Source organism: Halorarius litoreus, from assembly GCF_024362405.1.
GTDB lineage: Archaea > Halobacteriota > Halobacteria > Halobacteriales > Haloarculaceae > Halorarius > Halorarius litoreus.
The window spans coordinates 1,174,540-1,193,431 of sequence record NZ_CP101454.1 but is presented as its reverse complement, the minus strand read 5'-3'; the positions used below and the strand labels follow the sequence as shown (position 1 = coordinate 1,193,431).

The following is an 18,892-nucleotide window of genomic DNA, read 5'->3' as shown; positions in this document are numbered from 1 at the left end:
ACCCGTGCTGTAAGACGGCCGTCTTACGCAGAAGTATTCACAGACCGGGGGATTATAAAGGTTTGCATACGGCGTAAGACGAATCCAGTAAGACGTGCCTACTGGGCCTGAAACGGTCGAAAACGGCGTCTTACGTGTCGCCCAGGACGTCCGCTGCGGGGGTCCGACGGCCGCAGCCGGGGCAGAACCCCCAGTCCGAGCGGAGCTCGTCGCCGCACTCGCAGAACACTCTGTGGGACGCTTTCTCCCCGCAGTTGGCGCAGTAAACGGCAGAGGGCTCCAGGTTCTCGCCACACTGTTTACACGCGCGGGGCTCCGCGTCCGACGCGTTTTCACGCTCGGGGTCGGCTGTCTTACGCTCCTCCTCCTGGGTGACGGACGCGCTCCCCGATTCGGCGTCTAGGCTGATGTTAACGTTCACATCCTGGGGTTTACGCGGTGCATACGCGCGGTCCAGGCGCTCTGCGATGAGCTGGTCGATCCGCTCGGCGAGCACGTCGTCGAGCGTCTCCGCGTCCGACGGGGTCGACGTGGACGCGCTGCCGCTCGTCCCGGTCGGCTCGGCCTCCCCGAGATACTCCCGGAGGGCCTCCCGCATCACCTCGCTCTTGGAGGCGTCGAACTCCTCGAGCTGGCGGATGAGGTCGTCGTCCGCCCGGAACGTTATCTTACTCATCTCTCGGCTACCGGTTACGAACGCGAGTATTTCAATCTTCCCGCCGTGTCTGACGAGTGTCTGTCGGACGCGTGCCGTGTCTCCCACTGTCTCCCGCGTGTGACGCACGCCGTCCCACGAGTCGGGATGATAACCGTTAAGTCCGACAGTCGACTTGATTCGAGTGCGAGCCCGCCCTTAGCTCAGACTGGTAGAGCAGTCGACTGTAGATCGACTTGTCCCCCGTTCAAATCGGGGAGGGCGGACTACTTCTCCCGTCGATTCCGGACAGACAGCCAACCGCACGCCCTACTTCGATTTCCGCAGTTCTCAGACGGGGCAAAATCGTGAGTGGAACACGACTCATAGCGGTGGGTCGCGCCCTCATGCGATTCTCGTAGCTGAAATCGGTGGTGCCGCATGATGCGGTACTGCCCGGACTGCGGCGGCAGAACCGTCCGCGGCAGCGTTCCCGGTGCGACGCTCCCGACCGACTACTGTCCCGACTGTGGGTGGGGACGATGACCGACGACCTCGACTTCCTGAGTCACGTCGACAGCTCCGGCAGCGCCGAACGTGCTCGTGAGAGTAAGGCCGCCATCGGCCCGGTCGAACTTACCGGCCCGTTCATCGTTGCCTTCGAAGATAGCGACGACGTCCACGAGGTGGCACTCCGCCGAGACGGCGATGACTGGCACGGCGACTGCTGGACGCTTCACGAGAGCGGAGAACGCCACGAGCGGTGCAAGGGCCTCACCTACTCCGACGGCCCGTGTGCCCACCTCTTCGCCGTCAGGCAAGCCATCGCGGACGGCGACCGTAACGACGTGGCCGTCCGTGATGCCGCTGAAGAGCGAGCTGACCACCATGTCGAGCGTGTGCTGGCCGACGGTGGACGGAGGCGGTTGCAGTGATGGGCGCTTACGCACGCGTGGGCCCGCGCGAGCGAGTCTCGCGTGACTCCCCCCAGAGGGGGTGTGACACGCCGGCGAAAAACGCGGGAGGGCAAGCCTCCCGCGTGGCGTGTCACGCCGGGTTGAGTGTGACACGGTTCGGAGGTGATCGCCGTGTCTGACGAGTACGACGAGGGCGCGAAGCAGGTGAAAGCGCGGATGTACCCACAGACGCGCCGCGCGCTCGACCAGCTCGTCGAGGAGCGCGACGACTGGGGCAACCGGTCGGATGCGCTTCGTGGGCTGATTCGTGAGGCTGCCGAGGGAACGGTCGCGACTGACGGCGGGCCGGCCGAGCAATCGGACGAGCACGTCCCAGGCGATCCAGTTCTGAGAGCAGTCTACCGCGCCGGGCTCGATGCTGCCGACCGGAAGCTGAAGATCGAGCCTGCGATGCTGAGTTCTGTCGCGCAGGCAGTCAACAACGACACCGATGTCCCGGTGAGTCCGAACACCGAAGCGGTCGAACAGATGCTCAGGCGACTCCAGTCGCTTGGCTTCGCGTACAAGCACACGAGCGCGAACTGGGACGGGTCGCACATCACCTCTCGTTGGCGACTGAAGCCGCCGGAGGCGATACCGGACGAGTGGGTCTGGAACGAGGAGAACGTCGAGCAGCGTCGCGAGGAACGCTCACAGAGTCGGAGTCTGTGGCAGTCGCCGTCGAAGGAGACAGTAGCAGATGACTGAGTACCGCGTAGCGGTCAGAGATCAGTTCGACCGGCTCGCACCGAAGCCACGTCGCGAGGCAATCGCTCGCCACGATCTCCTCCAGACACATCTGGGTGAGTTCACCGACCGGCTCTAGACCTGCCGTTGGAACAGGCGAGAAGACCCATTTTCGGCCCTGTTAAAGTTAAAATATTTTGATGGCTTGTTGAGGTCGTGCTGCATACAGAGCGCGAGTCGGTCACGGGGAGGGGGTTGTTAATGACCAAATCGGTTCGTTCGAGAACGAGTTAGACGTTCACAGAGTGGGAACTGATGGCCGTATTTTATCACGAATAGGTACTTATATTACTGTGCGTGTATATTCGCACCGCAGAGAGTCAAGGTGATTCCCTAACATGGCATCCGAATTCAACGTTTTTTGGGAAATATTGAGCGCCGTAGCCAGTCACGAGGGTGTTGAGGAAACGGCTCTCGACCCACCGCTATTCGAGGCGGTTGACACCGATGCGTTGGAGGCCCTGTATGCGAATTCACCCGCGGAATCGCCACAACCGACCGTTTCGTTCGTGTACCGGGGACACAACGTCGTCGTCAATCGTCCCAACGAGGTGGAGATTCAACCCGCAGAAGAAACCGCCTAATCGAGCCGCCGCACACACGCAATACCTGGGAGTCCGCCCAGATAACGTAACCAACCGTCCGCCCAGATAACGTAACCAACCGGCACCTAGTGCTGATCTCACTCAGGAGTTCTATCGAAACTAAGAACGAGTAGCACACCACCTGCTGTTGCTGAATCTAGCCTCTATATTCAGCACGCGGTAAATGGCAGAGTGCAGAGAGGACGCACTACGTTGTGGCCACTCTCTCATCTGTATCGGACGTTGTAGGGTTCGAGGATTCGTTTCGTCGTGGAAGTCTCTCAATCCTGTTCTGCGGGTAGAACGATGAACGCACCAGTTGGCGCGTGGATGTAGACCTCGACAGATACGCCTGGCACCACGCCGCGGTTCCGTGCCTGTGGATTCGGCACCGGAACGTAGGTTGCACCGTTCCTATCGATCGCCTTTCGCTCGCCCAGTCCAACTACGTCATCATCTTCGAACGCGCCCACCGCGTCGAGCGCGCGCTGCCTGGCCTCCGCCTGGGACATACCGGAAGGCGGGCTGCCTTCATGATAAGTGGTCGGCTCGCCGGTAGGTTCACTCGCCGGTCACATCCCCTGTCGGCTTCCCGGCGAGCAGTAACTCTAGGCACGACGGCGGCTGTGTCCGACCCGTATGTCGGACGAAGATGCTGAACCGGAGGACCGTCGAAATGTTCGCGAGTAGTACGCCGGGCGACCTCATCGCCTTCCAACCGGAGAACCGCGCCGAGGAACTCGTGCTGTTCCGACTGTTCTCACGGGTCGAGCCACCGGACTGCTGGCTCACCCACGACGTGGATGTGTACGAGGGACTCGACGAGGACCTCGCGCGTGAAGCCGCGACCGATGGCTCGTTCGCTCCCGGGACGCGGGCGCTCGTGGTGGTCGCGCCTGAAATCGCGGAGGAAGCTACCCCGTGAGTCACGAAATCGAGTTCGGGACGCGGAGCGAGGCGAACGACGTTCGCGAGGAGTACGACGAATTGCTGTGTTCGGTCGATGACGACCGGCGACGAAAGACCGTCGCACTGGTGTCCGACACCGACGACGAAACGCTCCAACAGCTCCGTACACGCGCCGCAGCCTCCCGCGCCGACCGACAGGGCGGCGGTGGACAGGCATCGCTCACCGACGGCGAGCGCGACCGTATCGACTTCTCGGTCGGACGGGCAAGCGTCCCCCACGCGCGGAGCGTGAAGGGCATCGCTCGTGACGCGGGCGTCGATGACTGGAACTCCTACTACGACCCGGAACTCACTGTCGACGAGCATCGCGAGGTGATGGACCGGGCGGCTCGCGACGAGTCCGGCGCTCGGATGGACGCTGAACGCTCAGACGAACAGCGGGCTGCCGACCTCCAGGCGCAGGCGGGTAGTGAGTGCAACCACGCCCGCGACCACTGCGAACACGGCGACCCCGACGCCTGCGAGTTCCTTCGCGAGGAGTGTGGACTCGACGACAGCGATGTCGAGACGCTGCTCGGCGGGGAGGAGGGAGCGACTAGCTACGACGACCTCGACGGTGCGACGAAGGGTGCACTCAGTCGGGCGTGGCAGGGGTACAAGGTCGGCGTTCGCCGGCTCCCGAGCATCCTCGACGACCTCGAAGAGGAACTCGCCCAGGTCGAGCGCGCGGCCGCGGCGATCCGCGCCATCGAGAGCGATCTCGACGGTGAGGCGACCGACGAGTTCGAGGCGCTCCGTGGGCACCACGAGCGTCTCGCGGACCTCGCCACCAACCACGCTGGCCCACGACACGGCCAACCTGAGAATCCAGTATGACCGAGAGCTTCAGCTGTGGCATCGAGGGGTGCGACTACGAGGGTGAAACCCCCGAGGGACTCCGATCGCACGTTGCGGCATCGACCGATGAAGAACACCAGCGAGCCCGCAATCAGCGGGCCTGGGAGGGGTGGTATCCGGCTGCGTATGGGGCCACCGATGCGGGTAGCAGTGCTCCGACCGCGGACCAGGCTCCTTCGGAAGGGGCTACGGAAGGGGGTAAACCGCCGGACGACGCCGACAGCGACGACCTGATTGACGAAGGGGCGTCGACCCCTTCAGAGACCTCTTCGGAGGGGGGTACAGAAGGGGTGAGCGACGCCAGTAGTGGTCGCGACGAGTACGCCGAGCAGTGGAGTGAGGGCGACGACCTCCCCTCTGAGGGGGTGGAATCGAAAGACGGCGGCGACAGCGACGACCCAGACGAAGAGCGGGGCGCGACCCCTTCTGAAGGGGGTTCGAAGGGGGGCCGACGCCGGCTCGTGACCCTCGCGGCTCCCCTCCTCGGACTGCTACTCCTGCTGTTCCGCGGTGACCGTGACGACCAGCCGGAGCCCAGCGCGACCGAGGAACTCGAGGACGCCGACCAGTCGGAGACGAACGACGCCGAGTTCAGCACCATCGAACGATGACCGAGGACGAAGACACGACCGACCAGGAGAAGCGCACGACCGACGACGGAGACGACCGGCCAGCACTCGACGAAGACGAACGAGCCTCGTTCGATCCCGATGCGGTCGGTGACGTTGCCGAGGAGATCGAGGCTGAGGTGAACGACAGCGAAGCCGAGGCCAGGGAAGGTGGTGGTGACGCCGAGGAGAGCGACGAGAACGGCAGCGAGCACACACCGGTCGAGTTGGAGGACGTGAGCCTCTCGTGGGGCGACCTCTACGTTGAGAGTGTCGCCACGCTCCTCGTGGTCGTGGCTGACGTGTACGGCGAGGACGCGGACATCTCGACCGACGTGGTAGTCGACCTCGCACAGTCCGGGCTCGTCGACATCTCGACGCAGGTCGACCGGCTGGTCGCGGAGATGGGCGGGGCCGGTGCGAGCGAACTCCCTCCCGAGTACGCGGTGCTCCTCGGAACTGCCCTGCTCGCTGTGGCTGTGCTCGTCAAAGAGACGGACGTGGCCGAGGACCTCCTCGCGGATGTCGCTGGGGGGACTCCACTTGCCGGGGGTGTCGCATGATCGGTGGTGGTGGGCTGGCCGACCGACTGGCCCAGCAGATCGACGTGGCGAACAACGAGCAGATTCTCGGGCTCGTCCACGCGCAGGCGACGCTCGAACGGAACCGGCGGTCGGCACTCGCCGCACACCTGGAGGCGCTCGACGTCGACGCCGACGTGCCGGACCTTCCCGACCACGAAGAGCGAGTCGACGAGCTGGTCGCACTCATCGAGGCCCGCATCGCGGGCGACCCGTGGGACTACTGGGTCGAGTGGCAGGCCCCGGACGCACTCGACAACGCCGCACAGGCACGCGAGTACGCTGGCATGGAGTCGGACGAGTGGGAGGACCGCATCGCGACGTGGGCGGGTGTGTACCGAGAGAAGTTCGAGGTACCCGACGACCTCACCGACCGAGACCTCGCCGGCCACCACGTCGAGGACCAGTTCGGACTCACGCTCGACGAGTTCGAAGAGACCGTGGTCGAGTGGCGCGCGGCGGAGGTTCTCGAACGCGCGGCGGCCGGCCCACATCAGGACATGACGGAGGCCGTGGTCGACGCCACGGCCGCGCTGGAGGCCAGCGACCAGTGAATCTGAACGTCCTCGCTGGCTCGGGGTTCGGCAAGTCGTGGATCACGCAGGTGCTCATCGAGCTGAACCTCGATGTCTACGACCGCGTACTCGTCCTCGATTACTGCGACGAGTACCGCGGGCTCTGCTCGAACGAACACGGCCCGGCTCCAGCGAACCACTGGATTGCCGGTCCGAAAGAACGCGACGAGTGGGGGCCAGCGCACTACGCGGCGCTGCTGGAGGAGAACCCAGTCCTCGACCTCGCGCGCCACCAGGAAGCAATCACGAACGAGGACTGGCGCGAGATGTGCGCCGACGCTATCACTGGTGCGCGCTCGACCGACGGCTCGCTCCTCATCGTCATCGACGAGGCCCACTTCGTCGCACCCCAACGGGTCGGCTACCCTGACGAGATCGAGCGCGTCGCGACCACCGGCCGCGGCTCGAAGGTCTCCGCGATGTGGGTGTCGCAGCGTCCGGCAGCGCTCGACGAGCAGGTCATCGGGAACTCGACGGCGCGATTCGCTGGCGGCTTCAACTCGGGGACGGACATGGGGAAACTCGCCGACGTCGTCAACTACCCAACCGACGTCCACAAGACGAACACCGGTCGCGTTCCGGGCCTTCCCGAAGCGCTACATACCGATGACGGTGAGCCCCTCGCCGTCCGCAAGTGGGAGGACGTGGACGAAGCAGGGAACCGTCGGGTGACGGCCTCGGAGTGGATTTATTCGGATGACTCGGGCGCGCTCGACCGGAAGCACAGCAGTCAGTATGACCCGGCGTGCGAGCATGTCGGGGCCGCTGGCAAGGACATCCGGGTTGGGTGAGACGATGCGCGAGCAGGCCAGCCTTTACAGCGACGACGCCGACCGCTTCGCCTGGTACCGTGAGCAGGTGGCGGAGCGACGCAACGGTGTGGAACCCTCGAACTCAGAACTGCTACGGCTGATGATGGACCAGTTCGACCCGTCTCAGGTCTGAGCGCCGTCTAGTCCACGACTCTGTCAACGATTCTCGCTTCTGCTAGATGCGTGAGGCATTGTGGTCATTGGTCGTTCGTCGACTCTTGCACCTCGACATCCTCGGGTGCGTTGACGACCACGTTGTACCCGTTGTACCGGAACTTCACGGTTGGGAACGAGTCGCGATTGCTGGTCTCGGTGTCAAACAGTGCGTCCAAAGCATCGGGGTCTATGGCCTCGTGCAGTGGGAGTGTAAGCGACTGCTCTGTAACGCCCTTTTTTCGTGCGACCGCCGAAATCACGGCTCCTGAGACGCTGCCCATCTTGCCTGTAACCATTTCATCACTACACAAAATGATTATTGCCAACTAAACGAGGATTCAGGCGAGTTCATGAGCACTATCCTCTCTGTATCGACCACGTCGACTCTGAGGATTCGCGTCCTGCCGACGATAGTGGGACACAGATCTTCGCAGACATCCACAGCGACGTGCTTCGGTTCTTCGTTGCTGCTTGATGGATAGCGACCTGCTACGTGGCACACGCAGATGGATTCGATTACAGAGAACTTCGAACCGCTCGCAGACACGGGACTCGCGATGGACGCGGGGATCGTGCTTGCATCCTACGCGGCCCCGAGCCTGTACGGACCAACAGTCGAGTCGATGGTCGGCATGGACATCCCGAACGAACTGTACGGCGCCGCGCATATCGTCGGCGCAGAGATGTGGGCCGGTGGCTCCAAGCGAGCCATCCAGATCGGGGGGATGGTCTACACCATCGACCAGCTCGCCCACCGCTTCCAGGTCCGCCAGCGCCTCCAGAACGCGGCGGGAGGTAACTGATGGCGGGCGAAGTCACCCACCTGTCTGAGTACGCGACTCAGCAGCAGAACGTCACCGGCCAGCCGACCACCGTCCTCGACTACCAGCCGGAGGACGGCACCCGGCTCCAGATCAAGAACAAGGTCGCGAAGGGCGACGAGGAGGGTGTTCCCATCTACATGGACCTTCGCGACTCCGGGGACAACCCGCTGCCGAACGACACCGAGGTGATTCTGGAGGTGGACGTGCCGAGTCGCTCCAAGACCCTCGCGGTGTCCGAGAAACTGGAGAACATCGCGCCGTGGAACGCCATCGCGCTCGGCGACCAGCGGAACGAGGAGAACGTCGACGCCGTGAAGGTCGAACTGGAGGGCGCAGTCATCAACGTCCGGTACTTCGACGTGCTCTCGGTCATCGTCACGTCGTCGGCACAGGTCGACTGGGCGAACTCCGAGTTCTACATGGACGGCAAGGCCACCCGGACGGTCCCCCACGAGGAGTAACCCATGCAGGGTAACGCAGCAGTCCGGGCGCTCAACAACACGCCCGGGAAGCGGCAGACGCTCGGCAAAGGCCAGTTCTCGCTCACCGACGGGACGGCCAACGAGCGGACGATGGTGGCCTCCTACCAGGCCCGCGGTGTGCCGTTCGAGGTCCGCGAGGACGCCGCGGCGCGCATCTCGTTCGTCACCGCCGAGGAGTTCACGGCCGACGGGACGGACAACGTGGAGACGCACAACCTCTCGTACAACCTCGTGGAGACGAAAAACACGCAGAACCTCGTTCTCTACGCGGACGGGAGCCGCGTGCAGCCGGACAGCATCGACTACGCGGGCAACTCGTTCGACTACGACGACGGCGGCAACAACGAGGTGCTTCACGCCTTCTACGTCGCCCGCGACCCCGGCTCCGTCACCATCGAGAAGGTGGCGCCGAAGGCGCAGGCGAGCATCAGCGAGACGCTGACGCAGGACACCACGTCGGCGCTCGCCGACCGGGACCAGAACAAGGAGCCGGTCACGTTCGAGTTCACGGACGCCCTGGAGGGCGTCGTGCCGGCGAACTGGCGGCTGAACGTCTACGTCGACGCGCCGGCGCCGGTTCGGTGGGACGACGACAACCTCGGCACCACGAACGGCGACGTAGCGACGAACGCGGTCGTCTCGCTCCCCATCGTCCAGTACGAGCAGGGCGTGCCGGGACTGGAGGACGCGGTGAAGCGGTCGGCCATCGGCATCGAGGGGTAGCATGATAGTCCCGACTATCCAACAGTCGGGCGCCACTTCTTCGGCGGTCACGACCACCGGGCAGCCGGTGGCTCACGCCGACCCGTGGCTCCCGACCACGACCGACGCGACCGGCGGCGCCTCGAGTACGCACCCCCCCGGGGATGTGTCTGGATCGGCGGCGCCGACCGGCTCACCACGCATCGTCATCGAGAGCGCGGACGGCCACAGCCTCGTGCTGACCTACGAGGACGTGGTGCTCGGGCTGCTGCTCGTCACGCTGGCGCTCGAAACCGCGGGGTGGTTCCGGTGAACCTGAACGACGTGGGCACCAGCGAGCGCGTGGACGACGTGCTCGGGCAGTATCCGGGGCTCTACTCGGGGCTGTTCCACAACGAGACGGACGCGCTGCTCGCGGCGCTCGTCATCGAGCAGCAGGCGAACCGCGAGGGGACCAACCCGACGGTCGGCCAGGACGGCCGCAACCCGGACGAGGTGGGCGGCGTCTACGCCGAGTGTATCGACATTCTGCGGCCCAACGAGGGCTGGCAGCACTACCAACCCGGGTTCGTGAGCAAGGAGGTGGACATCCGCATCCCCGACGTGGGCGACCTCGCGGACGGCGAACGGGTGCTCGTGGGGTACACTCGCGAGCAGCCGGAGGACCCGGACGGGCTCGAAGAACCGAGCGAGGTCATCTACTACGAGAAGGAGGATTTCCCCATCACGGGCACGCCGGTCGAGACGGGCAACATCTGGATGCGCGTGGAGGAGGATGCGTCGTCCCAAGTCACGGCGAAGGTGGAGGTGTGGGGCTGAGATGGTCCGACGACTCGGCAGTCAGCAGGCCGACGTACCCGACCACCGGAAGCCCGGCGACCCGGGGCAGCGAAACGGCAGCATCGAGAAGGCCACGACCCTCACGTTCGGGTCGGGGAATCCGCCGATGTGCGTGCTCGACGGGAAGGTGTACCTGCTCTCGTCGTTCGCCGCGACTCCCTCCGAGCGGTCGAATACGGGGGAACTAATCGAGTGGGACCAGTCGACGCGGACGGAGACGATACTTGGGCCGTTCAACACCATCGCGGGCGACGACATGGACGGGGCGAACATGACGGCGCACAACGGTTCCATCTACGTTCTGGGAGGGTACGCACACACCTCCTCGCTGTACCGCATCGACCCGTCGACGGAAACGCTCACTTCGCTGGCTACCGCGCCGGGCAGAATCAACGCCGCGTTCTGCGGGTGGGTGTCCGGCAAACTCTACGTCATGGGTGGCGGGTCGAGCAACGACCAGACCTTTGAGTATGACCCTTCCGGCGACAGTTGGACCACCAAGTCGGCGCACCCGGTTTCGGGGAAGCCCGGCCGCCTGTGGGGCTCGGGCGAGTTAATTGCTGAAAACGGTAAGCTCGACGTTCCCCGATTTCCGGACGGAGTTACGGACGTGTACGACCCCGGTTCAGACATTTGGAACGACGGCATCGGCACTCTGCCGTGGGGGTCCATGTCCTTCGACGTGACTGCGTGCTCGAACGGCTCGCTGATGATGCTGGCCGGCGGAGACGCAGGCGACAACGACCAGCACGCCGGCGCCGTTCGACTGTACGACCGTTCGTCTGGAAACGGGACGACGGTGGGCGTGTTACTCGGGAACGGCCCGGAGAAAGGCGCTATGTCAATCAGCTACGACGACACGAGAAACCGGGCGTGGGTAGCCGGTGGGGGCATCGCCCCGAGGGCGCTCTACTCGGTCCAAATCGGCCCGGAACCCTAACAGACTCATGGAACGCAAGACATTCGCGGCTGGCGCGGCGCTCGGCGGGCTCTACCTGCTGACGCGCGGCGGCTCGGCCGCATCGACTGGTGGACAGAGCGGCAACGACGACGACGGAGGCAACCCGTTCGGGTTCGACGCCATCACGGAGGACGGCGAAATCGGGCTCGTGGACGGCATCGTGTACGACGACCCGGAGACGGGGAGCACGGACGACGAGCCGGGCGACGACCGAAACGCTTCGTTCGAGGAGGCGAACGACGCGCTGGAGACGGTCGGGAACGAGCCGGTGGACCCGACGCAGTACGCGCCGGACGTGCAGGACGGGAGCACGGCGCCGGAGGATGGCGTCATCGCGGATGCTGGCGACTCGCAGAACTGGGGTGACGCGCCGGAGCAGGAGAACGACGACCTGACCGAGCGCGCTGCCGACTCGGAGCTGTCGGGCGACCTGAAAAGCGCGTTCGACCGCTACGCGAACCAAGACCCGGGGTGGTAGCCGATGGCGAACACTATCGGTGACGGCGGCGGCAGCGGGCGAGATGAGCCGGAGAGCGACCTGACGGACGCATGGGCCGGCGACGGCTTCGATGCGTGGGACGCGGCCAGTCTCGGCTTCTGGACCGGCGCCTCAACGTGGGGCGGGACGCCACCGGACCCTGGGACGGGCTGGCAGTATGGGAGCGCGTGGTCGGGGCAGTTCGACAACCAGCAGGGTGGCGGCGCGACTGACGAAGCAGCGGACGGCATCGAGGACTACTGGAACGACCACACTCCAGACGTGCCGGCCCCGGAGGACTACACGCCGGCGTGGCTTCGCTGGGTACTGAACAATCAGGAGGCGGTGGTCGTCCTGCTGGTGCTGCTGGCGTTCGCCTCGGCGACTGAGGGGAGCGTCTCGGTCGGAGGTGGCTCTGGCGCATGAGCCTGCTGGAGCTGCTCGCGCACCCGCTCGTGGCTGGGCTCCTGGTCGCGGTCATCGTGGCCGGGTCGAGCGCCGCCTGCGGCGCGTTCGCGATGACGCTCCGGAACCACCGGCTGCTCACCGGCGAGGACGTCGTCGACAGCGACGACGGACTCATCGGCGCGGTCCAGGTGGTCGACGACCGAGCACGGGAGAACGAGCGGCGGTCGCGAGCCAACGCTCGAGCGCTGGCGACACGGACTGACGGAGGGCGTGATGAGTAGACTCCGGACGGCGGCAGTCATCGCCGGCGTGTTCTGCGCCTGCGCGTTCATCGCGCTATTCGGCGCCGTGTTCATGGCCGCGTACGCGAACGGCGGGAGCGTGACGGTCGCGATCAACGAGTTCGGCGAGGCGAACGTCGAGGCGCTGCTCATCCCGGTGGCGTCGGCGCTGGCGCTGTTCGCGCTCGTCGAGGCCCTTCGGACGGTGCCGAAGGACGGAGGGCAGCGATGACGTGCTACGGCGTCGAGGAGGTCCTCGCGGTCGTCCTGCTCGCGGTGCTCCCTGGGTCGGCCATCGCGAACCTCGGGCTCCAGGTGGCGCGCAAGAAGCTCGGCGTTCGCGAGCAGCGAGAGGCTCCCTGATGAGCGCCGGTGCCGAGGTGGGTGTCATCGACTGCGCCCTCGTTCTCCGAGGCGACAGCTTTGCGAAGCGGCTTCGGCCGTCGACGTGGTAACTCTTAGATTGTTGGCGAGTGTCTATTACGGATTTTCACGTCTCGTCGGTCAGCGGAGTTGAGTAACGGTTATCATATAGACCACGCCGCACTCGCAGCTCAATCGCGAGTCGTTCTCAGTAGTCGAAAGCTCTTTGCCACACTCGCATTCCATGAGAATCTGCTGCTCGTTCGTCGTCGGCTCCGTATCCGTTGTACTACGCGCATCCTCGCTCATACGGCCTGCCCCATACAACCGACCAGTAGAACAGACTAATAAAATTGATTGTTTTACCTATAGGATTATTACGGGGATAAATACGATAACCCAAGTAGCAGATACGCTCTGGAGAAGGATATCTGATCGAGCCAGACACACCTCAGGCGAGTACGATAGTTAGCACAGAACTCAGGAGATTCCGCTATTCAGTTTTTCGACGTGCCCGTCAGCAATTAAATACTACTGGCGTGACATACGAGCATGATGAAGTTCTGGAGTGAAGACTCACCAACCAAATCGGCGTTCCTAATCGGGAGCGTGTATGCGATCGGGAGTTCGCTATGGATCCTCTATTCCGATGCGCTCGTGCAAGGAATTGCCACCACTTCGGAACAAATCACCCAGCTGCAAACATACAAAGGCATCGGGTTCATCGTTCTCTCCTCGACCGTCATCTTCGGGTTGGTGTACTTCTCCCTGCACCGGCTGACTGAACGGAACCGCCGCCTCAAGTTAGCGCTCCAACAGGCCGGGCTCCTCCATCGGATTCTACGCCACAATCTCCGGAACACGTGCAATATCATCGCCGGGAACGTTCAGCTGCTCGCGGAAGCAGAGAACGGTAACAATGATTCCTGTCTGGAGACGATTCGACAGCAGAACGAGCGATTAATGGAACTCAGTCGAAAAAGCCGGTATCTCCGCGATTTCACCAACCCAACCGACGACGATCTCCTGATTACGGACCTCGCCGATATCGCCAACGCGAAGGTCACGAATGCTGGCTCGGTGCATCCTGAGGCGACGATCACGCTCGACGCTCCAGAGGAGGCACTCATCAGAGCGCACTACCACATCGGGGACGTTCTCGAAGAACTCATCGACAACGCCATCGAGCACAACGCAAGCAGCAATCCGCAGGTGTGGATCTCGATTCGGCAACAAGGAAGCACAGTTATCTGTACCCTGGAGGATAATGGGCCGGGGATCCCACCGCTGGAGCAACGCGTTCTCGTTCGCAACTCAGAGACCCCCACTGAACACTCACAGGGCATTGGGCTGTGGCTCGTACATCTCACAGTCCAGTATTCGAACGGTAGCATCGATGTTGTGAACCAGAACGATGGCGGCACAGCAGTCACACTCAAACTGCCAGCTGTAACCCCAGGGACCTCGCTTGCCACGTAATCAGGCCTTCGGTAATATGAACAAATAACAGGTCCCCTCCTATCGAGGCTCTGCCGGACCGTCGGCCGACGATAGGCACCATTTCAGAATTCGTGACTGGGAGAAGAAGGTAGACGAGTTGTAGAAGGACGTGGCCGACTTTTTCCATAACTCGTCTACTACTGCCCGAATACCCCCCAGCTTCCGCTCGAACCGACCACGACGAGCGAAAGAACTAGACGGGTTGCCCTGCAAACCCGTGTATGGTTCGCGTCGACGACTCGGGCGGTGTGACGAAGTGCTGGCTGGACCGTGACGAACTGAAGCAACTCGAAGAGGCAGCTGCTTGCGCTGACTGGCAGCGAGAGATCGCCGTGCAATTGATGGGGCGGTGTGGGTTCCGCGCCGACGAGGTGAACTACCCCGGCGATGCCGAGTTGCACTGGAGCGAGAAAGGTGAGTGCTGGTTCGTCGAGGTTCGGGGGAAGAACACCCGAGGTGGCGAGCCGAGGATCCGCGACGCCTGGATGCCGGAGGACGTCGAGGCGAACGTCCGACGGTTCTCACGCGAACGTGGACGCGAGACTGGTGACCAGTGGGTTCAGGCCTCGAAGTCGAGCGTGCGGCGGTGGGTGAAGGAAGCGGCGGCAGAAGTCGCTGAGACGGCCACACGCCCAGAGCGGTGGCAGTCCGTGTCGAGCCACGACCTGCGGCGCTCGTGGGCGACGTACCATCTCGTCGAGCGGCAGGTCGACGTGCGAACGATGATGGCGATCGGGGGTTGGAGTGACTACTCGGCTATCGAGCCGTATCTCGCAGAGCCTACGGAGGGACGAATCGGGAAGGCGATGCGCGTCTGATCCGCGGTATTAGTCCGCCATATCGAGAGTGGCCTGTTGTGCGTGGCCCCCTATCTCGGCTCGCTGCTGCTCGAACTCTTCTGGGGTGAGTGATCCACACCGGAGCGTGTAGATACGGTCCTTTTGCTCGCTCGTCAGCTCACGGTCGTAGACCGTTTGGAGCAGATAGTAGCCGAATGCCTCTGCGAGATAGGGTGGAACCGCGTTGCCGATCTGCTTCCGAACAGCTCCGAGGGTTCCATCGAATCGGTAGGAGTCTGGGAAGGTTTGCAGCCGGGCTCCCTCACGCGGAGTGAGCCCACGGTCCTGGAAGGGGTGGATGCACCGAGCGCTGGACGGCTTGGACATGTTCGAGGTAATCGCCACGGCCGGCGCGTCCGACTGGAGGCGGGAGTACGAGTTGTGGTACCCGGAGGACGGTTGCAGCTCGTCGGGGATCTCGGTTCGGTTACCTCCGTCCGAGATATGCGAAATCATCTCGACCATGTCAGACTGATGGTTCGCTGCCTGGTGCGAGGTGAGTTCGTCACAATCACCACGGAGATCTCGCTGGAGTACGGTCTGGGGCTCTGCATCGTACTCCGTGACGGTTTCTCCAGGGCCAACTTCGGGAAGGTCACCGATTCCGTCCATGACGCCAGGCTCCTGGACCGGCTCCAGGTCGAACCCATCCAGCGGGAAATCCAGCCGCTCCTTCTTGGTTGCTAGAACGACGAGACGTCGACGGTGCTGCGGGACCCCGAAGTCGGAGGAGGTCACGACGCGGCTCCGGACGGTGTACCCCATGTTGCCGAACGACTTCCGAACGGCTTCCAGGAACTTCCCATCAGCCGTATTCTGCATCCCACGGACGTTCTCGAACAGAGCGGCCTTCGGCTGGAGTGCATTTACCCAGTCGATGAAGTTCTCGAACAGGTGATTGCGGTCGTCCGACCCGTCAGGGCTGATCACCTCGGAGAATCCCTGACACGGTGGACCACCGGCGACGAGATCGACCGTCTCTGCACCGACCAGATTCGGAATCTCCTCTACGTTCACCTCTCGGATGTCTTCGGAGAGATGCTCGCTTTCCAGGTCGGCTCTGTTCCGAGCGAAGGTCGAACGCGCGTAGTCGTCTACTTCGACAGCGTGGAGCAGTTCGAACCCTGCCCGTTCGAGCCCGATAGACAGCCCACCTGCGCCTGCAAAGAGATCGACGTACGTCAACCCGGAATCTGCCATTGGAGTTCCTTTCCTCCTATTCTGGTTTAAGGATTCGGCTCGGAGAGAAAGTGGACCCGTAGAGGCTAGTCATTTTTGTAGAGTACCCTTTTCTAGCGGACTAAATTGTGAGGTGGACTCTTGCCGGACTCTCGATCTGAACACGAGGACGAAGCCATCCAGTCGTTCCTGAACAAGTATTTCCCCGCTACGTTCCTCGACCGGCAGTCAACCCTTCCTGGCTATGGTGCTGACGATGGAGATATCTCCGACGAGGAAGAGGAGGAAATTGAAGCCCTCGTTGACCGAGTCGATCACCACTTCAGCCGCTCTAAGGGAACGCTGGGCGTTGCAATCGACTTTCTGATGGTCGCAGAGCAGATTTCCCAGGCGGATGATTGGCTACAGGGATTCAACCCAGACATCACTCGCGACGACATCTTCAATCGGTACGAGAACACCGCGAAAACCTCCCTCACCCTGAAGCACGGCGATACCCGGTACAGCATTCGGTCGGTACACAACGGCGTGATCGAAATCTTCCGTGAAGACCTGAACAGGACGAACTTCCCGAGTTCGCCTGGGCACCACACCGGCGAGTGGGAGCGCTACGACGACATGCTGGAGTACGCCTTCCGTCTGTCTCGTGCCGGTCGATACGAGGCGGCACAGCGTCTCTTCGATCTCGGTCTCGACCGTTTAGCCGCGAAGGACTATCTGCGTCGTGAGCCGCCGTTCCCCGATGTCTTCTCGCGGGTACTTCAGGACTACAAGCGGAGCGCTCCGTTCGAGGAAGGCGGTTCCGCGTACCAGGCGCTCTGCTACGGCTACGTGAAGGCGAAGTGGCCGCATCTCTCTCTACGCGCGAGCAAGGTCCGAACCGGATCATCACGACAGCAACGGTACGGAGATATCGACGGCTACTACGGGCCAGACCTGATGATTTCGGTGGAGGTCAAAGACCTTGACATTGACCGATCGAATGTCAGCGACCAGCTCGGGACGATGATGGGGGTCGGGGAGAACACGACTGCGATCTCAATTGCAATCTGCCGAGAGATCTCCGACGACGCGAGGGACGTACTCGACAGCTCGGATGTGGAGGCGATCGACGATGACCACCTCGCAACGGAACTGCGGACCTGGGACTACCACAAGCAGAATCGGGCACTCCAGGGGATGATTCACTTCTTTGCCAACATCGAGGAGAACCCAGAGGCTGTGCAGCGGCTCTTACGATTCGTCCGCGAGGTTGATTCAGAGAACAGTTCACTGGTGCATCTGGTGTCCGAGGACGACGAGTCGGTTTGAGGCTCCTCGGTGCTATGATGGAAGTATTGGTCCGTAATCGTGGTCGTCGGGTGGCTAGTTTCTCAGGGTGTAGTATGTAGATTCTGTGGGCGTTGATGATTGTCGGTTTGTGATGTGACTACTCGGAACCGTACTGAATATCTGCAAAATTAGAAAGTTCAGAAATATTCCTCTAGGGATGACTGTGAGTCTATCTCCTCTTCATCACTTCCTCCAAATGAATCGCTATATTCACAATATCTGTCGATAAACATATACGCCAGCTCCTTAGTGCGTTGGAGCATTTGAGTGCCTTCTTGCATATTTCCCTCACCGACTTCTCTGACTAGATCTCTAAAGCCGATCGTGTAGTCTCCCGACTCAAAGTCGGCTAAATTAGCTTCCTCAAGAAATTGGAGCGTGTCCCGAACCCATCTTCGTCGTGCGGTTCCTTCCTTCATATAATCATTCAGGTGGTCGCAAATTCCCTGTGGGCTATCGGTGAATTCCATTGTTTTTTGAGCAGTCCCATTTCTCCACTGGCGGTATTCATCTAGACTCAGATACTCTGGGAAGACTTTGTGCCATAGAATCGTGGCAAGGTAGGGTTCTGGTGGTTGGTCGTTACACAGCGGTTTTTGAACTTTTAGAGGAGCGAAATGTTTGGGGAAAACGGGGACAGTATCGTAGTCTCCTTCTTCGCCAAGGTTGTTACTCAAAGAGATATCGTCCGGTAGCGGTTCATCTCTAAATTCATCCTCAAGCTGGGTTACTCGCTGGAACTCGTAACGAGAGAGCGTCGCATCTGTATTATACTGATATCTGACTAGTACGAGATTGGCGTCAAACCGAAACAAATTCTCTTCAACCAATTTCTTACGGAGACGTGTTCCAATTTGCGGTGCTGATGAACCTGAAATGACGAGCAGGATGTCACATGTCTCTGGTACATCCCTTCCTCCGCTGGCCGTTTTTAGTGGAAGTGTTGCATCATAGCCGGCGATCTGACTGATAGTTGAATTGAACGCGACATCGTCGTTCGGAAATGTCCTTTTAACCTCGCCGATAATTCCGTAGTCCTCATTGAAGTAGGCAGTAAAATCTGGGGTTAAATCGTCTTTATCGTCATCATCTCGTGGGATAGAGGGGAACCTTTCAAAATAGAACTCATCAAAAAGTTCTGCATACGAATAGCGAAGGAGGCTCTCCCAGCAGGAGATCACGTCTACGGCCTGGTCATAGACATGGAATTTGTTTCGATAATGCTGGTGGCACTCCTGCGACAT

30 protein-coding genes and 1 tRNA gene are annotated in these 18,892 nt (G+C 61.9%); 26 read left to right on the top strand and 5 right to left on the bottom strand.

Annotated features, from left to right (window positions below; translation table 11 throughout):
• Nucleotides 1-130: 130 nt before the first annotated feature.
• Complete coding sequence (locus tag NL126_RS06065) at nt 131-676, bottom strand: double zinc ribbon domain-containing protein (protein ID WP_255198897.1); 546 nt, start codon at nt 674-676, stop codon at nt 131-133.
• A 171-nt stretch (nt 677-847) separates the two neighbouring features.
• On the opposite strand from NL126_RS06065, the gene NL126_RS06060 reads away from it, so the two are divergent.
• The 5 genes from NL126_RS06060 (at nt 848) to NL126_RS06040 (ending at nt 2,921) form a co-directional block, all read left to right on the top strand.
• Nucleotides 848-921: transfer RNA gene (locus NL126_RS06060), tRNA-Tyr, on the top strand.
• Between the two features lie 255 nt (nt 922-1,176).
• Nucleotides 1,177-1,569 carry a hypothetical protein gene (locus NL126_RS06055; protein ID WP_255198026.1) on the top strand — a complete coding sequence of 131 codons (393 nt, stop codon included), beginning with the start codon at nt 1,177-1,179 and terminating at the stop codon, nt 1,567-1,569.
• Nucleotides 1,570-1,722: 153 nt separating this feature from the next.
• Nucleotides 1,723-2,298: a hypothetical protein gene (locus tag NL126_RS06050; RefSeq protein WP_255198025.1), complete on the top strand. Its 576-nt coding sequence runs from the start codon at nt 1,723-1,725 to the stop codon at nt 2,296-2,298.
• Nucleotides 2,291-2,416 (top strand): hypothetical protein, encoded by a 126-nt coding sequence (locus tag NL126_RS06045; protein ID WP_255198024.1) that lies wholly within the window; start codon nt 2,291-2,293, stop codon nt 2,414-2,416. The genes NL126_RS06050 and NL126_RS06045 overlap by 8 nt, the downstream gene beginning before the upstream one ends.
• Nucleotides 2,417-2,675: 259 nt before the next feature.
• Complete coding sequence (locus tag NL126_RS06040; protein ID WP_255198023.1) at nt 2,676-2,921, top strand: HalOD1 output domain-containing protein; 246 nt, start codon at nt 2,676-2,678, stop codon at nt 2,919-2,921.
• A 281-nt stretch (nt 2,922-3,202) separates the two neighbouring features.
• Here NL126_RS06040 and NL126_RS06035 read toward each other — a convergent pair whose 3' ends face one another.
• Nucleotides 3,203-3,433 (bottom strand): hypothetical protein, encoded by a 231-nt coding sequence (locus NL126_RS06035; protein WP_255198022.1) that lies wholly within the window; start codon nt 3,431-3,433, stop codon nt 3,203-3,205.
• Nucleotides 3,434-3,597: 164 nt separating this feature from the next.
• Between NL126_RS06035 and NL126_RS06030 the strand changes: the two genes are divergently transcribed.
• Genes NL126_RS06030 through NL126_RS06000 form a run of 7 tightly spaced genes read left to right on the top strand, consistent with a single transcriptional unit; the run spans nt 3,598 to nt 7,436 of the window.
• Nucleotides 3,598-3,846, top strand: a complete 249-nt coding sequence (locus tag NL126_RS06030; protein ID WP_255198021.1) for a hypothetical protein — start codon at nt 3,598-3,600, stop codon at nt 3,844-3,846.
• Nucleotides 3,843-4,706 carry a hypothetical protein gene (locus NL126_RS06025; protein WP_255198020.1) on the top strand — a complete coding sequence of 288 codons (864 nt, stop codon included), beginning with the start codon at nt 3,843-3,845 and terminating at the stop codon, nt 4,704-4,706. Before NL126_RS06030 ends, NL126_RS06025 begins: the two co-directional genes overlap by 4 nt.
• Complete coding sequence (locus NL126_RS06020) at nt 4,703-5,338, top strand: hypothetical protein (protein ID WP_255198019.1); 636 nt, start codon at nt 4,703-4,705, stop codon at nt 5,336-5,338. The genes NL126_RS06025 and NL126_RS06020 overlap by 4 nt, the downstream gene beginning before the upstream one ends.
• Nucleotides 5,335-5,898 carry a hypothetical protein gene (locus tag NL126_RS06015; protein WP_255198018.1) on the top strand — a complete coding sequence of 188 codons (564 nt, stop codon included), beginning with the start codon at nt 5,335-5,337 and terminating at the stop codon, nt 5,896-5,898. Before NL126_RS06020 ends, NL126_RS06015 begins: the two co-directional genes overlap by 4 nt.
• Nucleotides 5,895-6,470, top strand: coding sequence for a hypothetical protein (locus tag NL126_RS06010; protein WP_255198017.1), 576 nt, complete (start codon nt 5,895-5,897; stop codon nt 6,468-6,470). Before NL126_RS06015 ends, NL126_RS06010 begins: the two co-directional genes overlap by 4 nt.
• Complete coding sequence (locus NL126_RS06005) at nt 6,467-7,282, top strand: ATP-binding protein (protein WP_255198016.1); 816 nt, start codon at nt 6,467-6,469, stop codon at nt 7,280-7,282. Before NL126_RS06010 ends, NL126_RS06005 begins: the two co-directional genes overlap by 4 nt.
• A gap of 4 nt (nt 7,283-7,286) precedes the next feature.
• A complete protein-coding gene (locus NL126_RS06000) occupies nt 7,287-7,436 on the top strand; it encodes a hypothetical protein (RefSeq protein WP_255198015.1) in 150 nt (49 codons plus the stop codon).
• 64 nt (nt 7,437-7,500) lie between these two features.
• Here the strand turns inward: NL126_RS06000 and NL126_RS05995 are convergent, their stop codons facing one another.
• A complete protein-coding gene (locus NL126_RS05995) occupies nt 7,501-7,755 on the bottom strand; it encodes a HalOD1 output domain-containing protein (protein ID WP_255198014.1) in 255 nt (84 codons plus the stop codon).
• Nucleotides 7,756-7,965: 210 nt separating this feature from the next.
• On the opposite strand from NL126_RS05995, the gene NL126_RS05990 reads away from it, so the two are divergent.
• The 13 genes from NL126_RS05990 to NL126_RS05930 all read left to right on the top strand — a co-directional run bounded on the left by NL126_RS05990 (nt 7,966) and on the right by NL126_RS05930 (nt 15,116).
• A complete protein-coding gene (locus NL126_RS05990) occupies nt 7,966-8,262 on the top strand; it encodes a hypothetical protein (protein ID WP_255198013.1) in 297 nt (98 codons plus the stop codon).
• Nucleotides 8,262-8,744 carry a hypothetical protein gene (locus NL126_RS05985; protein WP_255198012.1) on the top strand — a complete coding sequence of 161 codons (483 nt, stop codon included), beginning with the start codon at nt 8,262-8,264 and terminating at the stop codon, nt 8,742-8,744. The genes NL126_RS05990 and NL126_RS05985 overlap by 1 nt, the downstream gene beginning before the upstream one ends.
• 3 nt (nt 8,745-8,747) lie before the next feature.
• Nucleotides 8,748-9,488 (top strand): hypothetical protein, encoded by a 741-nt coding sequence (locus NL126_RS05980; RefSeq protein WP_255198011.1) that lies wholly within the window; start codon nt 8,748-8,750, stop codon nt 9,486-9,488.
• 1 nt (nt 9,489) lies between these two features.
• Nucleotides 9,490-9,780, top strand: coding sequence for a hypothetical protein (locus tag NL126_RS05975; protein ID WP_255198010.1), 291 nt, complete (start codon nt 9,490-9,492; stop codon nt 9,778-9,780).
• Nucleotides 9,777-10,286: a hypothetical protein gene (locus NL126_RS05970; RefSeq protein WP_255198009.1), complete on the top strand. Its 510-nt coding sequence runs from the start codon at nt 9,777-9,779 to the stop codon at nt 10,284-10,286. Before NL126_RS05975 ends, NL126_RS05970 begins: the two co-directional genes overlap by 4 nt.
• A gap of 1 nt (nt 10,287) precedes the next feature.
• On the top strand, nt 10,288-11,247 hold the full coding sequence (locus NL126_RS05965) for a Kelch repeat-containing protein (protein ID WP_255198008.1): 960 nt from the start codon (nt 10,288-10,290) through the stop codon (nt 11,245-11,247).
• A 7-nt stretch (nt 11,248-11,254) separates the two neighbouring features.
• Entirely contained in the window at nt 11,255-11,746 is a 492-nt protein-coding gene (locus tag NL126_RS05960; RefSeq protein WP_255198007.1) for a hypothetical protein, read from the top strand.
• Between the two features lie 3 nt (nt 11,747-11,749).
• On the top strand, nt 11,750-12,172 hold the full coding sequence (locus NL126_RS05955; protein WP_255198006.1) for a hypothetical protein: 423 nt from the start codon (nt 11,750-11,752) through the stop codon (nt 12,170-12,172).
• Nucleotides 12,169-12,435 carry a hypothetical protein gene (locus NL126_RS05950; protein WP_255198005.1) on the top strand — a complete coding sequence of 89 codons (267 nt, stop codon included), beginning with the start codon at nt 12,169-12,171 and terminating at the stop codon, nt 12,433-12,435. Before NL126_RS05955 ends, NL126_RS05950 begins: the two co-directional genes overlap by 4 nt.
• On the top strand, nt 12,428-12,667 hold the full coding sequence (locus NL126_RS05945) for a hypothetical protein (protein WP_255198004.1): 240 nt from the start codon (nt 12,428-12,430) through the stop codon (nt 12,665-12,667). Before NL126_RS05950 ends, NL126_RS05945 begins: the two co-directional genes overlap by 8 nt.
• Nucleotides 12,664-12,798 carry a hypothetical protein gene (locus NL126_RS05940; protein WP_255198003.1) on the top strand — a complete coding sequence of 45 codons (135 nt, stop codon included), beginning with the start codon at nt 12,664-12,666 and terminating at the stop codon, nt 12,796-12,798. The genes NL126_RS05945 and NL126_RS05940 overlap by 4 nt, the downstream gene beginning before the upstream one ends.
• Before the next feature lie 552 nt (nt 12,799-13,350).
• A complete protein-coding gene (locus NL126_RS05935) occupies nt 13,351-14,277 on the top strand; it encodes a sensor histidine kinase (RefSeq protein ID WP_255198002.1) in 927 nt (308 codons plus the stop codon).
• A gap of 242 nt (nt 14,278-14,519) precedes the next feature.
• Nucleotides 14,520-15,116 (top strand): site-specific integrase, encoded by a 597-nt coding sequence (locus tag NL126_RS05930; protein WP_255198001.1) that lies wholly within the window; start codon nt 14,520-14,522, stop codon nt 15,114-15,116.
• Nucleotides 15,117-15,125: 9 nt separating this feature from the next.
• On the opposite strand, the gene NL126_RS05925 is transcribed toward NL126_RS05930, so the two are convergent.
• Nucleotides 15,126-16,337: a DNA cytosine methyltransferase gene (locus tag NL126_RS05925; RefSeq protein ID WP_255198000.1), complete on the bottom strand. Its 1,212-nt coding sequence runs from the start codon at nt 16,335-16,337 to the stop codon at nt 15,126-15,128.
• A 120-nt stretch (nt 16,338-16,457) separates the two neighbouring features.
• Here NL126_RS05925 and NL126_RS05920 point away from each other — a divergent pair, with 120 nt between their 5' ends.
• Nucleotides 16,458-17,627, top strand: coding sequence for a hypothetical protein (locus NL126_RS05920; RefSeq protein WP_255197999.1), 1,170 nt, complete (start codon nt 16,458-16,460; stop codon nt 17,625-17,627).
• Nucleotides 17,628-17,785: 158 nt separating this feature from the next.
• Here the strand turns inward: NL126_RS05920 and NL126_RS05915 are convergent, their stop codons facing one another.
• On the bottom strand, nt 17,786-18,892 hold the full coding sequence (locus NL126_RS05915; protein ID WP_255197998.1) for a hypothetical protein: 1,107 nt from the start codon (nt 18,890-18,892) through the stop codon (nt 17,786-17,788).

Bases quoted from the DNA above. Each gene is read 5' to 3' on its own strand.
- NL126_RS05940 (WP_255198003.1), top strand. From the start codon at position 12,664: ATGACGTGCTACGGCGTCGAGGAGGTCCTCGCGGTCGTCCTGCTCGCG.
- NL126_RS06020 (WP_255198019.1), top strand. From the start codon at position 4,703: ATGACCGAGAGCTTCAGCTGTGGCATCGAGGGGTGCGACTACGAGGGT.
- NL126_RS05935 (WP_255198002.1), top strand. From the start codon at position 13,351: ATGATGAAGTTCTGGAGTGAAGACTCACCAACCAAATCGGCGTTCCTA.
- NL126_RS06015 (WP_255198018.1), top strand. From the start codon at position 5,335: ATGACCGAGGACGAAGACACGACCGACCAGGAGAAGCGCACGACCGAC.
- NL126_RS05950 (WP_255198005.1), top strand. From the start codon at position 12,169: ATGAGCCTGCTGGAGCTGCTCGCGCACCCGCTCGTGGCTGGGCTCCTG.
- NL126_RS05925 (WP_255198000.1), bottom strand. From the start codon at position 16,337: ATGGCAGATTCCGGGTTGACGTACGTCGATCTCTTTGCAGGCGCAGGT.
- NL126_RS06040 (WP_255198023.1), top strand. From the start codon at position 2,676: ATGGCATCCGAATTCAACGTTTTTTGGGAAATATTGAGCGCCGTAGCC.
- NL126_RS05965 (WP_255198008.1), top strand. From the start codon at position 10,288: ATGGTCCGACGACTCGGCAGTCAGCAGGCCGACGTACCCGACCACCGG.
- NL126_RS06055 (WP_255198026.1), top strand. From the start codon at position 1,177: ATGACCGACGACCTCGACTTCCTGAGTCACGTCGACAGCTCCGGCAGC.
- NL126_RS06045 (WP_255198024.1), top strand. From the start codon at position 2,291: ATGACTGAGTACCGCGTAGCGGTCAGAGATCAGTTCGACCGGCTCGCA.
- NL126_RS05995 (WP_255198014.1), bottom strand. From the start codon at position 7,755: ATGGTTACAGGCAAGATGGGCAGCGTCTCAGGAGCCGTGATTTCGGCG.
- NL126_RS05915 (WP_255197998.1), bottom strand. From the start codon at position 18,892: ATGTCGCAGGAGTGCCACCAGCATTATCGAAACAAATTCCATGTCTAT.
- NL126_RS06000 (WP_255198015.1), top strand. From the start codon at position 7,287: ATGCGCGAGCAGGCCAGCCTTTACAGCGACGACGCCGACCGCTTCGCC.
- NL126_RS06065 (WP_255198897.1), bottom strand. From the start codon at position 676: ATGAGTAAGATAACGTTCCGGGCGGACGACGACCTCATCCGCCAGCTC.
- NL126_RS05985 (WP_255198012.1), top strand. From the start codon at position 8,262: ATGGCGGGCGAAGTCACCCACCTGTCTGAGTACGCGACTCAGCAGCAG.
- NL126_RS06035 (WP_255198022.1), bottom strand. From the start codon at position 3,433: ATGTCCCAGGCGGAGGCCAGGCAGCGCGCGCTCGACGCGGTGGGCGCG.
- NL126_RS05930 (WP_255198001.1), top strand. From the start codon at position 14,520: ATGGTTCGCGTCGACGACTCGGGCGGTGTGACGAAGTGCTGGCTGGAC.
- NL126_RS05975 (WP_255198010.1), top strand. From the start codon at position 9,490: ATGATAGTCCCGACTATCCAACAGTCGGGCGCCACTTCTTCGGCGGTC.
- NL126_RS05945 (WP_255198004.1), top strand. From the start codon at position 12,428: ATGAGTAGACTCCGGACGGCGGCAGTCATCGCCGGCGTGTTCTGCGCC.
- NL126_RS05980 (WP_255198011.1), top strand. From the start codon at position 8,748: ATGCAGGGTAACGCAGCAGTCCGGGCGCTCAACAACACGCCCGGGAAG.
- NL126_RS05960 (WP_255198007.1), top strand. From the start codon at position 11,255: ATGGAACGCAAGACATTCGCGGCTGGCGCGGCGCTCGGCGGGCTCTAC.
- NL126_RS06030 (WP_255198021.1), top strand. From the start codon at position 3,598: ATGTTCGCGAGTAGTACGCCGGGCGACCTCATCGCCTTCCAACCGGAG.
- NL126_RS05955 (WP_255198006.1), top strand. From the start codon at position 11,750: ATGGCGAACACTATCGGTGACGGCGGCGGCAGCGGGCGAGATGAGCCG.
- NL126_RS06010 (WP_255198017.1), top strand. From the start codon at position 5,895: ATGATCGGTGGTGGTGGGCTGGCCGACCGACTGGCCCAGCAGATCGAC.
- NL126_RS05990 (WP_255198013.1), top strand. From the start codon at position 7,966: ATGGATTCGATTACAGAGAACTTCGAACCGCTCGCAGACACGGGACTC.